Source organism: Bacteroides celer (assembly GCF_002632415.2).
In the GTDB taxonomy this organism is placed as follows: Bacteria; Bacteroidota; Bacteroidia; order Bacteroidales; family Bacteroidaceae; genus Bacteroides.
The window spans coordinates 5,678,403-5,693,025 of record NZ_CP178209.1 but is presented as its reverse complement, the minus strand read 5'-3'; the positions used below and the strand labels follow the sequence as shown (position 1 = coordinate 5,693,025).

Genomic DNA, 14,623 nt, shown 5'->3' with positions numbered 1-14,623 from the left:
ATCTTGTTTTTAAAGTTATTACTGGAGTGAATTTAACCAAGCCGGAACTGCACCTAAACGTTTGCGTAATTGGGCTTCATAGAGTGAATATGGAGTAACGGTATTACCCTGTTCTTCATTCAACTTCATTTGGCTTTCATCGAAATGAATACTACCGCCATGATATCCCACTACGATAGGAGGAAGGAACTTCCACCAAAGAGAATTGTTGTCCCACCAGATGAATGGAGAATCCGCAACATTGTTCTTGGCATTAAAGTTCCACAAAGTCAAATCGGCTAAGTGATTAGGCATTTGGTTGTAATCACCTCCCTGGCGGAATCTCATAAAACCACCTGTACAACGGTCAATCAGCGTTGCACGAGGTTGTGTGGCATGAGACTCAAAGCAACCGTCAGTTCCCCAGTCTACATTCCAAATGACAGCACCTATACTTTGCTTGGATACACCACATGCGTGGTATTGGCCTGCTCCTTGTTCGTATACATTTTTGTTATCTATAAGGAATCCGTTTGATTTGTCCGTCACTTTGCCTATAAATACACGTGACGAGGCTTGCGAACGGATAGCTGCGTGACCACGGTTTCCGTCAATGACCACATCGTATACGGATACATTGGAACTGTTGACGATCGAACTTGCTTCGCTGACGCTACGAAAGCCCACGCGGCGCATCCATGAATTTGTCAGGCGAATAAGATTGATAGGCTTGTAGGCTCCATCGTCCTCCCATGAACCGTGATGAGTAAAGTCAACTTTAGCTTTTCCTTCAAAGGTCATATCTTCCACACCTACATTCTCATAGTGGGGATATTTTTGGATAGTCCATTTCCATTGTGGATCTACAGCATGCATGATTGGCTCTTTGAAAGTAACAGTTTGCCCGTCGATGGCTGCTACTAAATGATAATCGAAGACCTGTACGCCATCTTCATGTAGATTAGTCATGTTTGAAGTGGGTTGGTAAGGTGCTAATTCTGCTTTGATAAGTTCCGGACTATTATCAGCCAGTTGTAAACATACCCAATCTCCGACTTTAATACCTGTGGTGGAGGCCACTTCTACTGAGAAAGTCCCCTTTTCGGCGTTTCCCGTAACCTCGGTAATAGGGGATAATCCACTATTATGCTTGATTTCCAGCATGACAGGTGAGGAATACATGACACTTGGATTGGTCGGTTGGTTAGGGGCATCCATTTTTATGACAGTTTGGTCGCGTCCGTCACCTTTCAGGATTACTCCTCCCATTAATAACTGAATTGTTTGTGATTTTCCATCTACATCATCGGCTGCCGTATGCAGAATGTATTCTCCTTTAGGAAAATAGATTATCGCCTTGGCATTGTCCACTTTTGAGCCTATTTTGGCTAATATTTTGGTTAAGGCTTCCCGGTCGGACTTGCCGTCATTGGGAATAGCACCGTAATCTTTTACATTATATACAGTGTAACCTAAAGACCATACATCGGGAGGTGCGACTTCACCATGTTTATAACCAGCATAAGAGAAATCTAGCAGTACATTATCTGCTTGTCCTAAGTTAAATTTGTTCCATACATCACATGTGTTGGCATCGTAGCCTGTTGTCAGTAGTCGTACTTTGAAAGATATTATGCGGATATAGTTTTTAGAAGAAGTAATAATAATATTGATTGTTTCTTCTTTATTCTCTATATCATTTGCTTTCGGTGAAGTAATGGAAAGTTCATTATCTTTTAAAACGACATTCCATCCTTGTGGAGCTTTAATCACCGCTCTTGTAACATCTTGTTGTTCCACTTCATAAAGGCGTGTTTCGTTTAACGGGAAAATAGGAGTGTTTTCCATACCTTTTATCTTTAGATAGAATGTATCGATCACTTGAAGTTCAATGGTCTTATCGCTACCATATATAATGGTTAGTTTCTTGCTGGTAGTATCATATTCTACCTTGTCAAAGATCGAATTTTTTCCGGCACTTTCAATGGCTTCAATTTTGCTGCCGTCATTATTGGTCAGATACTGATAAGTTTTTCCATTATCATAGCTAACTAGCCAATAGCCTTCTGCATCTACTTTTAGTTTAGGAGATTGAATAGGGTTGGACGGCCCGTTAGGATCGGTCGGCTTACTGGTTGGAATGGCATATATCTTATTGCCATTAGCATCTTTTAGAGGCATGTAGGTGGTGCCTCCATCAGTGCTATAAATCCAGTATCCTTCGTTATCTACGGATAAAGTGGGGACTAGCGCATTAACGTTTTCTCCACTCATGACGGTGATACTTTTTCCGTCACTTAATTCTACAGTATAGCCATTTTCGATAGGTGTGATACCCACGATGACCGGATCATTTAATAAATACTGTAAACTTTCGATAGAAGTGTTCAGTTGATTAGCTGTTTCTTCCAATACTTGGACGCGATTTTTTAGCGAATCAATTTCAGAACGCAGGTCATCCGTTTCTTGGCAAGATTGCAGAACGAATAACATGCTGCAAATACCAAATAGTAATAGGTAGGTAATGCTCCTGTTTTTCATACGTTTATTATTTCGGGTTATTTATAATTTTCACAATGGCAAAGATAACCGGATAAAATAAGAGTATATGGATAAAAAAATTCAGGAATACGATGAAATAATACATTTTACACGTCTCTGTGATAGATTGCGACTTTATGTATTATTAGAGCAGGTCTACCCATTGCTCGTTGCTTAATATAGGTAATGGCTCACTATCGGCAACAAATGTTTCTGCCAGTTTCCGTTTCTCATCTTGTAGGTGAAGAATCTTTTCTTCGATACTGTTTTGGGTAATGAAGCGGTAAGCAATTACTTGCTTGTCCTGCCCGATACGATGGGCGCGGGCGATCGCCTGCGATTCGGCGGCAGGATTCCACCAGGGGTCTATGATAAATACATAGTCGGCTTGAGTCAGATTAAGTCCCACGCCTCCTGCTTTTAGTGAAATCAGGAATGCCTGGACATCTTTTTGATCGGTGAAATGGGCGATTTCGGAAGGACGGTTGTTGGTCGATCCTGTTAATAAGGCATATTTCCAACCCCGTTCGTGGAAAGCTTCGGCGAGCACCTCCAGATGTCTGACGAATGAGGAGAAAATTAAAACTTTGTGGCCTTCACTCTGTAGCGTATCGAATGTTTCGATTATCTGTGCCGTTTTTCCGGATGTTCCGGTATAGTCGGGAAGGATAAGTTGCGGGTGGCAAGATAGTTGTCGTAAACGTAAGATGCCATTTAATACACTAAACGAATGAAGCCTGTCGGTACTTTGAGGATGCTGAAGAAGGATGTTGCGCAGGCTGTTTTTCTCCTGTTCGTAACAAGTATTCTGCTCTTCAGTCATGTCGCAGTAGATGGTCTCTTCGGTAAGTGCCGGAAGTTCCGGGGCTACCTCTTTCTTGCTTCTACGGAGGATAAATGGGGCTGTCAGTTGTTGCAATAATACTTTTGCACGGGCATTCCCCTGACGAATCGGCATTATAAACTGCTTTTGGAAAGCATTTTCCGTACCCAGTAAGTCTGGTTGTATAAAGTGAAATTGAGCCCACAGGTCCTTTAATGAGTTTTCGATGGGAGTGCCAGTAAGTACAAGCCGGTGTTTACTTTGTAGTCGAATGGCTGACCGGAAGGTGAGCGATTCGCTATTTTTGATATTCTGGCTTTCATCGAGCACGATGTATTCGAAACGGTATGAACAGAGTATATCAATGTTATTCCTCATCATGCCATACGTCGTAAAGATCAAGTGAAAATGACCGAAGAATTTTTCCGGTTGTTCCTTGTCTATAGCCATGGTGTTGTTGTATTCCGCCATCGAGAGTGCTGTAAAGCGTTTGGCTTCCCGTCGCCAGTTATGAAGTAGCGATGTGGGGACAACGATCAGGGTAGCCGGTTGTCTGGGGGTAGATGGTTTATATATATACTGTAATAGAGTAAGAGTTTGGAGTGTCTTCCCAAGCCCCATGTCATCTGCCAGGCATCCGCCAAATCCTTGTTTATGCAAATGTACCATCCATGAGAATCCTTTCTGCTGATAGGGACGTAACGTTGCTTTGAGGTTTTTGGGTACGGCAATATTTTGTATCTGTTGCTTCACCGGAAATTTCTTTAATTCCTCTTCACTTAAGGCGGTCTGTGCGGCACCTACAAATGTATGTTTCAAGCGGATTCCTTTTTCCGTTTGAATTCCCATCTCTAGTAAATTCGCATATTTGCTGAACCATTCCTCTGGCAGGAGAATCATGCGGCCATCAGGTAACAGATATTCTCTCTTTTCCTCCAGGATATGTTTGCGGAAGCGTGAAAAAGGAATACGCAGATTGCCGATAACAACGGTGATGTGCAATTCAAACCAGTCGACCTCATCGTCACAACTTTGCTCGATGCGTATCTCGTCCAGGCAATAAGGTGTGTTTCCCATATTGCTGGTGAGATGGAAGGACTGCTGCAACATCTCCCGATGGCTGTTGATCCATTCGACGATCGTTTTCTCCGGAGCTTCAGGGGATAGGCTGAAATGTGTATTATTGAGTTGTCGCAGGCCTGCATCCGTTAAGAGCTGAACGACTTGTTCTTCAGCAGTAATGTTCCGGCGAAAAAAGAAGATTTCACCGGATGTTTTCCGATAAATGATTTTTTTCATTTCAAGGGCACTATCCGATGTAAATGTCTGATCTCCATAACGGAAACCAAGCTGCAATGCTTGTCCGTTGTACGTGGTATCTTCGAATGAGAGAATTGCTTCACAGGGGCATTTCTCTTCCATTATACTCAAACCGTGAGTCTCGATTTCATGATAACGAGCAATCGGGATAACAATGTTATCTATGTATTTTTCAATTTGGGAAGCGTCTACGCTGATCGATCTTTTCTTTGTAAAAGGTAAGATGCGTGCGCTTTCAATGTGCGGAAAGAAATATAGCTCCATTCCCAATAATAGCGTGGCTGGTGCGGATGTCAGTACAACCACAGGTTTCAACTCACTTAAAGAGAATGGCTGTCCTTCATAATAGCACTGCAACTGATAACGAAACGTTTTATTGTCAACATGAAACGTTACACGAATTTCTGCATTATGAGGATTTATGTGATAGGCATGATGGGCGTATAGTATTTTACTGCCGGCTTGTTTCTGATAAAAAGGCAGTCCGTTGTCCCGTATCAGTACCAGCATTTCCAACAGTTTCTTTTCGATAGATGGACGGATATCATTCTTTATTCGTTCCGGATCTTCGGATAATTTATGTAAAAAACGCGATACTGTTTTTTCGCGGGAGTAGACACTCATTAGATGCTTCTCTGTATAATAAGAGGCGATATGAATAGCTTGTCTTTCTGCCTCACTCATCTTGCTCATAGCTTCGGGAGAGGCGTGAAATGCTTGTTCTACCAATTGCAAGGTACCATCGTCCAGCTTTTCCGCAATATAGGGAATCAGCAATATGCCGAGTATCGGATGCTCTGTGAAAACGATTATAACTTGTCCGTTAGTTGGTCTCTCTTTCATTCTCTTTTAGACTTTAACAAACAAAGATACGGGAAAATACTTAATTTTGCAGCATGATGGAGGAAAACAAACGAGTATTGCTTGGAATGAGTGGCGGTACAGATAGTTCTGTTGCTGCTATGCGATTGCTGGAAGCCGGTTATGAAGTGATCGGAGTAACCTTCCGTTTTTATGAATTGAATGGCTCGACAGAGTATCTGGAAGATGCCCGTAATCTGGCAGAACGTTTAGGAATACGGCATATAACATACGATGCCCGTGAAATATTCAGTAAACAGATTATTGAATATTTTGTGCAGGAGTATCTGGCAGGACGGACTCCAGTCCCTTGTATATTGTGCAATAATTACCTGAAATGGCCTCTGCTTGCTAAAATTGCCGATGAAATGGGCGTTTTCTACATCGCTACCGGGCATTATGCACAGAATATACAACTAAATAATACCTTTTATATAACATACGCTGCCGACTCGGATAAGGATCAAACCTTCTTTCTATGGGGATTGAAACAAGATATTCTTTGCAGGATGTTGTTGCCGATGGGGGATATTACGAAAGTGGAAGCTCGTGTCTGGGCTGCGGAACATGGGTTCCGGAAGGTGGCAACTAAAAAGGATAGTATAGGCGTTTGTTTTTGCCCAATGGACTATCGAACTTTTCTGAAAAACTGGTTGGCTCAAAATAATGAGGCATTGGCAGAAGAAGAGCAGATGATGGGGGAGAATCAAGCATTGGTTGGAGATTGGCAAGTATTGGTTGGAAGCAATCAGGCAGGACTCAATAAAGTGAAACGAGGAAGGTTTGTCGATGAAAAGGGAGATTTTATTGCCTGGCATGAGGGTTATCCTTTTTATACCATTGGACAGAGACGTGGCTTGGGCATTCATTTGAACCGTCCCGTATTTGTGAAAGAGATTAATCCTGAAAAGAACGAAGTAGTATTAGCTTCTCTTTCAGCTCTGGAGAAAACAGAAATGTGGTTGAAAGACTGGAATCTTGTCAATCAGGAGCGTACTTTAGGGCATTCTGACATCATTGTGAAAATACGGTATCGCAAACAGGAAAACCATGCTACGATTACCATTACACCAGATCATCTACTGCATGTGCAACTTCATGAGCCTTTAACCGCCATTGCTCCGGGACAAGCTGCTGCATTCTATAAAGATGGCTTATTATTGGGAGGAGGGATAATAGTCAACGCCCGGTAATTAGCCGACATAATTTAGGCACGGATTATGCGAATTACATGGATAAGGTTTATTCTCTTTCCGTGTTTATCCGTGTAATCCGTGCCTGGAAGAAATTGGAGAGGTGCTTCGAAACGCTCTCCTTGTACAAGCAATCTCTGTAATAAGGATAACTTGTGTCGGTTATGTCTTGGTTTTTGGTTATTCTTCCGAAAGAATGCTGTCATTCAGCGCTAACATTGTTTCTATATATTCGCGCGTATTACTTAATCTGGGGACTTTGTGTTGTCCTCCCAACTTTCCTCTCTGTGCCAGCCAATCATGGAATAATCCCTCACGGGCAACGATTACTTCCAATGGTTGCAGAGCTATATCTTTCCATCGTTTCGCCTCATAATCGGAGTTGACCTCCTTCAGTGTGGCATCAAGTATCGCTGCAAATTTTTCTACTGAATCCGGCATCTTAGCGAACTCTATTAACCACTGGTGCCGGCATTTGGCATTCTCATCCATAAATACAGGTGCCGCGGTGTATTCACTAACTTGTGCTCCGGTTTCGGCACAAGCCTTTGCCAATCCTTTTTCAGCGTTATCGACAATCAGCTCTTCGCCAAATGCGTTGATGAAATGCTTTGTTCTTCCTGTGATGACAAACTTATAGGGATTCTTGCTGGTAAACTTCACTGTATCCCCAATCATGTATCTCCATAAGCCGCAAGAAGTAGAAATAACCATTGCATAGTTCTTGTTGAGCTCGACTTCTTCAAGGCAATAAGCTCGTGGACTCTCTTTTCCTACTTCCTCCAGCGGAACAAATTCGTAGAAGATTCCGTAGTCGATCATTAATAACATGGCAGGATCAGAGAGGTCGTTTTGAGTTCCAAAATATCCTTCCGAAGCATTATAAGTCTCTACATAATGCATTTTCGGTGTTTGAATTACCTGCTTGTATTGCTCACGATAAGGAGTGAAAGCCACTCCACCGTGGAAGAAAACTTCCAGGTTGGGCCATACTTCTTCCAAAGCCTGTTTTCCTGTCTTTTCAAGAACACGTTTGATAAGTACCAGCATCCACGACGGTACGCCGGACAAGCTTGTCACATTTACCGGAATAGTGCTGTTGGCGATTGCTTCTATTTTGGTCTCCCATTCGCTCATCAATGCAATTTTCTTGCTAGGTACACGAATGAAATTGATAAGCGGATTCACATTTTGAATCAGAATAGCGGATAAATCTCCTACTAAACTATGGTTAGAGTTGAGGTTCGGACTATGGCTACCCCCGAGAATCAGTCCCTTGCCGGAGAAAAAATGGCTATCCGGATTGATGCGGAAATAAAGAGCTGCCGCGTCTTTTCCTCCTCTGTAATGAATGTCTTCCAGTGCCTCTTTGCTGACGGGAAGGAATTTACTTTTATCATTAGTCGTTCCGGAGGATTTTGCAAACCAGCGTATCTCCGATGGCCAAAGCAGATTCTGTTCCCCGGCTCGCAAACGTTCTACATAAGGTTTGATTTCTTCGTATGTTTGGATAGGAACACGTTTTCGGAAATCTTCATAGTTACGGATAGAGGAATAATCGTACTTTCTTCCCCATTCAGTCTGAGCGGCCTGGCGTGTTAAGCGGCTTAACACACGATGCTGTATCTCACTAGCCTGACTAGCATATAGGTCTATCTGTTTTAAACGGGAATCGAAAGTCTTACTAATAATTTTTGTAATATTCATTTCTGCTTTAACATAATAATGTTTAGTCGTGCAAAAGTAACTTATTTATCTTTTTTTTCTATCTTTACGACGGAAATAATCGTTAAAAATTGACGACTTTCATATAAATCCCGAGTTTTAGACTAAAAAATGCGACAATGAGAATTGGAATCTTAACATCCGGCGGGGACTGTCCCGGTATTAATGCCACGATTCGTGGCGTGTGCAAAACTGCCATCAATTATTACGGAATGGAAGTGGTAGGTATTCACAGCGGTTTTCAGGGCTTGCTGACTAAAGATGTCGAATCTATTACAGACAAGTCGCTCTCCGGTTTGCTCAATCTGGGTGGAACGATGTTAGGAACTTCTCGTGAGAAGCCTTTCAAAAAAGGAGGCGTTGTCTCTGATGTTGACAAACCGTCTTTAATTCTTCAGAATATCCATGAAATTGGGCTGGATTGTGTCGTTTGTATCGGTGGAAATGGAACGCAGAAGACTGCAGCCAAGTTTGCTGCAATGGGAGTTAACATCGTATCTGTTCCTAAAACCATTGATAATGATATTTGGGGCACGGACATCTCTTTTGGTTTCGACTCGGCGGTAAGTATTGCTACTGATGCCATCGACCGTCTACATTCCACCGCAAGCTCTCATAAAAGGGTGATGGTGATTGAAGTGATGGGGCATAAGGCTGGCTGGATTGCTTTGTATTCCGGTATGGCAGGAGGAGGGGATGTGATTCTCGTTCCTGAAATCGCTTATAACATTAAGAATATCGGCAATACGATTCTGGAAAGACTAAAGAAAGGCAAACCCTATTCTATTGTAGTGGTAGCGGAAGGAATTCAGACTGACGGGCGTAAACGTGCTGCTGAATATATCGCGCAGGAAATTGAATATGAAACCGGTATAGAAACCCGCGAAACAGTTTTGGGGTATATCCAGCGTGGTGGTTCGCCTACTCCTTTCGACCGCAATCTTTCTACCCGCATGGGCGGGCATGCAACAGAATTGATAGCCAATGGCCAATTCGGGCGTATGGTGACTTTACAAGGAGACGATATAGCATCTATTCCTCTTGAAGAAGTTGCAGGAAAACTGAAATTGGTTACTGAAGATCACGATTTGGTGATTCAGGGTCGTCGCATGGGGATTTGCTTTGGCTAGTTGCCGGAGCTTCTGTGGCCTGCACTGTGGAAATCTCATCGACGAGGATGTTTTCTTCTGAAACATTTTCCGGTTCTATCTCGGGATTTGTGTTCAGTTCGGTTTCGGGCTCATTCTCAAGCCCGCTTGCCAATTCAGTCTCAGAATTAGTCGCAAATTCAACTTCCATTTCTGTTTCCATTTCAGTAGCAGTTGCCGAATGTTGTATTTTAATCTCTTCGATGGTTGACATAAATGTCGGTTCCTTTACCTTCTTTATAGCCATCTGGGCGGCATTCTGTTGAGACTCCTTCTTGGAATATCCCGTACCTGTTCCTGCCGGAAGTCCTTCAATACGTACTTCAGTTTGGAATACAGGGTTACTGTCATGATCGAGAAACTGCTCGATTAATTCAAAGGAAACCTCCATTTTGTTCTTTTGGCTCCATTCGATAAGTTTGGATTTGAAATTAACCTCTTTTCGGGATATTTTATCCAGATCGATATAACGGTTGATAATCCGTTGTTCCATAAACTGTTTGCAACGTTCATATCCCTGATCCAGATAAATAGCTCCGATAAACGCTTCAAAAGCATTTCCGTACATGTAGCTGTTGTGAGAGGAAGAACGGGTAGAATACTTGATGAGCTTATCCAGGCCGATTTCAACGGCCAACTTGTTCAACGTCTCCCGTTGTACAATCTTGGAACGTGTATTGGTTAGGAAACCTTCCCGTTTCCCTTCGAAACGTTTGTAGACAATATCTCCCACGATGGCGTCGAGGATGGCGTCACCTAAAAACTCCAGCCGTTCATTGTTGAGAGGACGTCCCTTGTCGGAGCGGACAGAAGTCGATTTGTGCAGGAGAGCCTGCTCATAAAGCTGGATATTGCGCGGGTAGAACCCGAGTATCCGGTAAAAACAAAGATAAGACTCTCTATCCTTGCGGAACAAGAGCCTTATCTTATCTATTTCGTTACGTAACACGATATTACTCTGCGTATTTCTTGAAGATAACGCACGCATTGTGACCACCAAATCCAAATGTATTGGACAAGGCAACATTAACTTCGCGTTTCTGTGCTTTATTGAACGTGAAATTAAGGTTGTAGTCGATGTTCTCGTCGTCGTCACCTTCTTCGTGGTTGATAGTCGGAGGAACAATGCCGTTCTTAATGGCAAGGATGCTTGCAATAGATTCTACCGCACCGGCAGCTCCCAGCAAGTGACCTGTCATTGATTTGGTTGAACTGATGTTCAACTCGAACGCATGATCACCGAATACTTCCTTGATTGCTTTTGCTTCTGAAATATCACCAACCGGAGTAGATGTACCGTGTACATTGATATAGTCTACTTCTTTCGGATCCATTTCCGCATCTTCCAGTGCATTCATCATCACCAGTTTCGCTCCCAGACCTTCCGGATGAGAAGCAGTCAAGTGATGTGCATCTGCAGACATACCTACACCGGCAACTTCTGCATAGATTTTTGCACCACGAGCTTTAGCGTGTTCCAATTCTTCCAGGATCAAGCAACCGCCACCTTCGCCCATAACGAAACCATCGCGGCTTGCGCTAAACGGACGTGAAGCTTTAGAAGCTTCGTCGTTGCGTGTTGACAAGGCGTGCATAGCGTTGAAACCGCCTACACCTGCCGGGAAGATTGCTGCTTCCGAACCACCGGATACAATTACATTTGCTTTACCCAAACGAATCAGGTTGAAGGCATCTGCAATAGCGTTGGTTGAAGTAGCACATGCTGAACAAGTCGCGTAGTTAGGACCATGGAAACCATACATGATAGAAATCTGTCCGGCTGCAATATCCGAAATCATCTTTGGAATGAAGAACGGATTAAACTTCGGACCCATTTCCTGACGAGTGTAGTAGTTGCCTACCTCTTCTTCAAATGTATGTATACCACCAATACCGGCGCCGAAAATAACACCGATTTTGTTCAAGTCTTCTTTCTCGACGTCAAGACCGGAATCATCTACCGCTTCTTTAGCAACAGCGATGGCATATTGAGTATACAAGTCCATCTTTCTTGCTTCTTTGCGGTCTATGTATTTCGTTGCATCGAAGTCTTTCACTTCGCATGCGAATTGGGTCTTGAATAACGACGCATCAAAATGAGTAATAGGCCCTGCTCCACTAACCCCGTTCACAATGTTTTCCCAAAATTCGGGAACGCTATTGCCAACGGGAGTAATGGCGCCAAGGCCTGTTACTACCACTCTTTTTAATTCCATATTGATGAAATCGAATTACTTAGCGTGTTCTTCGATATAAGATACAGCATCACCTACAGTACCAATCTTTTCTGCTTGGTCATCAGGAATAGAGATACCGAATTCTTTTTCGAATTCCATGATAAGTTCTACAGTGTCAAGAGAATCTGCTCCCAGGTCGTTAGTGAAGCTTGCTTCGGTTGTAACTTCTGATTCTTCTACGCCTAATTTATCAACGATAATCGCTTTTACTCTTGATGCAATTTCAGACATAACTTTAAGTTTTTAATTAATAATTAGTTTTATTTCTTTAAATTTGCGGTGCAAAGGAATGAATATTTATCGTTTTGCGCAAATATTTGACTAAATAAATGCAATGTTTTGCACATTTTTCACTGTTTTGTGCATCGAATTTGAGAGTTATGAAGAAAAACATCGCAATTTTCGCTTCCGGTTCCGGCTCTAATGCTGAGAATATTATCCGGTATTTCCAAAAAAACGATTCCGTTCAGGTTTCGTTGGTGCTTTCTAATAAGAGTGATGCCTATGTTTTGGAACGTGCGCATCGCTTGGGAGTGCCTTCTAACGTGTTTCCAAAGGAGGATTGGATAGCCGGAGATGAAATTTTGGCTATTTTGCAGGAGTACCGCATTGATTTTGTCGTGTTGGCCGGCTTCTTAGTTCGCGTGCCGGATTTGCTTTTGCATGCTTATCCCGATAAAATTATAAATATACATCCTGCTCTTCTGCCGAAGTACGGAGGCAAAGGAATGTATGGTGACCGGGTACATGAAGCAGTAGTAGCTGCCGGTGAAAAAGAAAGCGGCATCACTATACATTATATAAATGAGCATTACGACGAAGGAAATACGATTTTTCAAGCTACTTGCCCTGTTCTCCCGACCGATTCTCCGGACGATGTAGCCAAGAAAGTGCATGCTTTGGAATATGAACACTTCCCGAAAATCATAAATCAAGTATTAAGTAATAAGTATTAAGTATTACGTCGTGTGAATAATCGTTTGACAGAACTTTATTGACGTTTTCGGCCACTATGGTTATTACCTGATACTTAATACTTAATAATGTATGCTTTCTCTTCCCGCCGCAAAGGATAATCTCCGCGTAGGGTTTCGAATAGCTCCGGTTGATTTTTTAGCCGGTTGCTGTCTTCGGTTGGATTATACATTTGGAGGACTGCTTCTTCGTGGTTTTTTGCATGAATAATGGGGGAGACAGGTGCGGGTGCGTTAATTTCATAATTCCCTTTTATTTGGAAGAACTTGCAGATGGCATCCAATGACATACGTGTGGCGTTTGCTTTTCCATCTGCAGAGTAGCCTGCAATATGAGGAGTTCCGATAAATGCCTTTTCCAGTAGATCACGGTTGATTTCCGGTTCATGCTCCCATACGTCGATGATGGTATCCGAAATCATCCGGCTGTTCAAAGCTTTTAAAAGAGCATCAGTCTGGATGACTTCTCCTCGTGAGGTATTGATGATAACAGGCTTCCGTTTGAGTGACTGAAAGAAAACGTCATCCGCCAAGTGGAACGTTTTATACTTTCCTTCTTTATATAAAGGTACGTGAAAAGTGATGATGTCACACTCTTCCGTTATTTTCTCCAGTGAAGAGAACCGTTCTGCACCTTCTTTTTCTTCCCGTGGCAAATCATTCAATAAAACACGCATGCCAAAATCCTGGGCAACTTTAGCTACCTTACTCCCGACATTTCCTACTCCTATGATTCCAATTGTCAGTTCATTCAGCCTTTTATTCCTGACGGACTTCCATACAAGAAGCGATGATTGTATATATTGGGCGACAGAAGCGGAGTTACATCCCGGTGCATTCGTCCATTCAATACCGGCCTGTTTGCAATACTCCGTATCAATATGGTCGAAGCCTATGGTTGCGGTCGCTATGAATCTCACTCGACTACCTTCCAATAAATCCCGGTTGCAATGTGTGCGGGTACGGACAATAAGAGCGTCCGCATCTCGTACGAGTTCCGGGGTGAAATCCTTTCCCGGTGCATAAATCACCTCGTCGGCTATTCTCTGAACCGCCTCTTTTATATAAGGTATTTTATTGTCGATAATAATTTTCATATACAATTCATCTTTTGTACCCACAAAGGTAACAAATAAAAAAGTAAGAAACGGTTGCTTGTCTGAAAAATATTACATAGATTTGCCCTATTATATATCTATTAGCTAGTTAAGATTATGACATTTAGTAACCTTTGCAACGAGATTTTCTGGAAATCGACAACCGATTACCATGTGACGGATAGTGTGGATGCTCCGATGAACAATCCTTACGAGTTGAAAACTATTGAGTATTATTTATATCTAAAGAACTGGATTGATGCCGTGCAATGGCATTTTGAGGATATTATCCGTGACCCGCAGATTGATCCGGTAGAAGCATTGGCCTTGAAAAGAAGAATTGATAAATCAAATCAGGACCGTACGGATCTGGTGGAATTAATTGATAGCTACTTTTTAGACAAATACAAAGAGGTAAAACCTCTCTCTGACGCAACGATCAATACGGAGAGCCCTGCATGGGCAATTGACCGCTTGTCAATTCTTGCATTGAAAATTTACCACATGCAGCAGGAGGTGGAACGTACGGACACAACTGAGGAACACCGTGCTCAATGCCAGACTAAGTTGAATATCCTGCTGGAACAACGCAAAGACCTTTCTACGGCTATTGAACAGCTGTTGGCTGATATCGAAGCCGGAAGAAAATATATGAAAGTATATAAACAGATGAAGATGTATAATGACCCGGCATTAAATCCGGTGCTTTATGCGAAAAAATAACG

The 14,623-nt window shown here is 42.5% G+C and carries 11 protein-coding genes; 4 read left to right on the top strand and 7 right to left on the bottom strand.

Going from position 1 to position 14,623, the window contains the following annotated elements; all coding sequences use genetic code 11:
• Positions 1-18 precede the first annotated feature (18 nt).
• Both CJF29_RS22720 and CJF29_RS22715 read right to left on the bottom strand, forming a co-directional pair.
• Positions 19-2,520 (bottom strand): DUF4955 domain-containing protein, encoded by a 2,502-nt coding sequence (locus tag CJF29_RS22720; protein ID WP_099147218.1) that lies wholly within the window; start codon positions 2,518-2,520, stop codon positions 19-21.
• A gap of 145 nt (positions 2,521-2,665) precedes the next feature.
• Positions 2,666-5,506 carry a DEAD/DEAH box helicase gene (locus CJF29_RS22715; protein ID WP_099147219.1) on the bottom strand — a complete coding sequence of 947 codons (2,841 nt, stop codon included), beginning with the start codon at positions 5,504-5,506 and terminating at the stop codon, positions 2,666-2,668.
• Positions 5,507-5,559: 53 nt separating this feature from the next.
• Here CJF29_RS22715 and mnmA point away from each other — a divergent pair, with 53 nt between their 5' ends.
• A complete protein-coding gene (gene mnmA, locus CJF29_RS22710) occupies positions 5,560-6,717 on the top strand; it encodes a tRNA 2-thiouridine(34) synthase MnmA (protein ID WP_004308010.1) in 1,158 nt (385 codons plus the stop codon).
• 180 nt (positions 6,718-6,897) lie between these two features.
• Here mnmA and CJF29_RS22705 read toward each other — a convergent pair whose 3' ends face one another.
• A complete protein-coding gene (locus CJF29_RS22705) occupies positions 6,898-8,424 on the bottom strand; it encodes a GH3 auxin-responsive promoter family protein (RefSeq protein ID WP_004298310.1) in 1,527 nt (508 codons plus the stop codon).
• A gap of 137 nt (positions 8,425-8,561) precedes the next feature.
• Here CJF29_RS22705 and CJF29_RS22700 point away from each other — a divergent pair, with 137 nt between their 5' ends.
• Entirely contained in the window at positions 8,562-9,572 is a 1,011-nt protein-coding gene (locus CJF29_RS22700; protein WP_099147220.1) for an ATP-dependent 6-phosphofructokinase, read from the top strand.
• On the opposite strand, the gene rnc is transcribed toward CJF29_RS22700, so the two are convergent.
• The 3 genes from rnc to CJF29_RS22685 are packed head-to-tail and all read right to left on the bottom strand — an operon-like array spanning position 9,514 to position 12,058.
• A complete protein-coding gene (gene rnc / locus CJF29_RS22695; protein ID WP_099147226.1) occupies positions 9,514-10,578 on the bottom strand; it encodes a ribonuclease III in 1,065 nt (354 codons plus the stop codon). The genes CJF29_RS22700 and rnc overlap by 59 nt on opposite strands.
• Entirely contained in the window at positions 10,544-11,806 is a 1,263-nt protein-coding gene (gene fabF, locus CJF29_RS22690; protein WP_099147221.1) for a beta-ketoacyl-ACP synthase II, read from the bottom strand. The genes rnc and fabF overlap by 35 nt, the downstream gene beginning before the upstream one ends.
• 15 nt (positions 11,807-11,821) lie before the next feature.
• On the bottom strand, positions 11,822-12,058 hold the full coding sequence (locus CJF29_RS22685) for an acyl carrier protein (protein ID WP_002558672.1): 237 nt from the start codon (positions 12,056-12,058) through the stop codon (positions 11,822-11,824).
• Positions 12,059-12,156: 98 nt separating this feature from the next.
• Here CJF29_RS22685 and purN point away from each other — a divergent pair, with 98 nt between their 5' ends.
• The gene (gene purN / locus CJF29_RS22680) at positions 12,157-12,783 is read left to right on the top strand and encodes a phosphoribosylglycinamide formyltransferase (RefSeq protein ID WP_074559321.1); all 627 of its coding nucleotides are present in this window, start codon (positions 12,157-12,159) and stop codon (positions 12,781-12,783) included.
• A 74-nt stretch (positions 12,784-12,857) separates the two neighbouring features.
• On the opposite strand, the gene pdxB is transcribed toward purN, so the two are convergent.
• The gene (pdxB, locus tag CJF29_RS22675) at positions 12,858-13,898 is read right to left on the bottom strand and encodes a 4-phosphoerythronate dehydrogenase PdxB (RefSeq protein ID WP_074559333.1); all 1,041 of its coding nucleotides are present in this window, start codon (positions 13,896-13,898) and stop codon (positions 12,858-12,860) included.
• A 117-nt stretch (positions 13,899-14,015) separates the two neighbouring features.
• Here pdxB and CJF29_RS22670 point away from each other — a divergent pair, with 117 nt between their 5' ends.
• Positions 14,016-14,621 carry a DUF4254 domain-containing protein gene (locus CJF29_RS22670; RefSeq protein WP_004324325.1) on the top strand — a complete coding sequence of 202 codons (606 nt, stop codon included), beginning with the start codon at positions 14,016-14,018 and terminating at the stop codon, positions 14,619-14,621.
• Positions 14,622-14,623: the final 2 nt, after the last annotated feature.

Bases quoted from the DNA above. Each gene is read 5' to 3' on its own strand.
- fabF (WP_099147221.1), bottom strand. From the start codon at position 11,806: ATGGAATTAAAAAGAGTGGTAGTAACAGGCCTTGGCGCCATTACTCCC.
- purN (WP_074559321.1), top strand. From the start codon at position 12,157: ATGCAATGTTTTGCACATTTTTCACTGTTTTGTGCATCGAATTTGAGA.
- CJF29_RS22720 (WP_099147218.1), bottom strand. From the start codon at position 2,520: ATGAAAAACAGGAGCATTACCTACCTATTACTATTTGGTATTTGCAGC.
- rnc (WP_099147226.1), bottom strand. From the start codon at position 10,578: ATGCGTGCGTTATCTTCAAGAAATACGCAGAGTAATATCGTGTTACGT.
- CJF29_RS22685 (WP_002558672.1), bottom strand. From the start codon at position 12,058: ATGTCTGAAATTGCATCAAGAGTAAAAGCGATTATCGTTGATAAATTA.
- CJF29_RS22705 (WP_004298310.1), bottom strand. From the start codon at position 8,424: ATGAATATTACAAAAATTATTAGTAAGACTTTCGATTCCCGTTTAAAA.
- CJF29_RS22670 (WP_004324325.1), top strand. From the start codon at position 14,016: ATGACATTTAGTAACCTTTGCAACGAGATTTTCTGGAAATCGACAACC.
- CJF29_RS22715 (WP_099147219.1), bottom strand. From the start codon at position 5,506: ATGAAAGAGAGACCAACTAACGGACAAGTTATAATCGTTTTCACAGAG.
- CJF29_RS22700 (WP_099147220.1), top strand. From the start codon at position 8,562: ATGAGAATTGGAATCTTAACATCCGGCGGGGACTGTCCCGGTATTAAT.
- pdxB (WP_074559333.1), bottom strand. From the start codon at position 13,898: ATGAAAATTATTATCGACAATAAAATACCTTATATAAAAGAGGCGGTT.
- mnmA (WP_004308010.1), top strand. From the start codon at position 5,560: ATGATGGAGGAAAACAAACGAGTATTGCTTGGAATGAGTGGCGGTACA.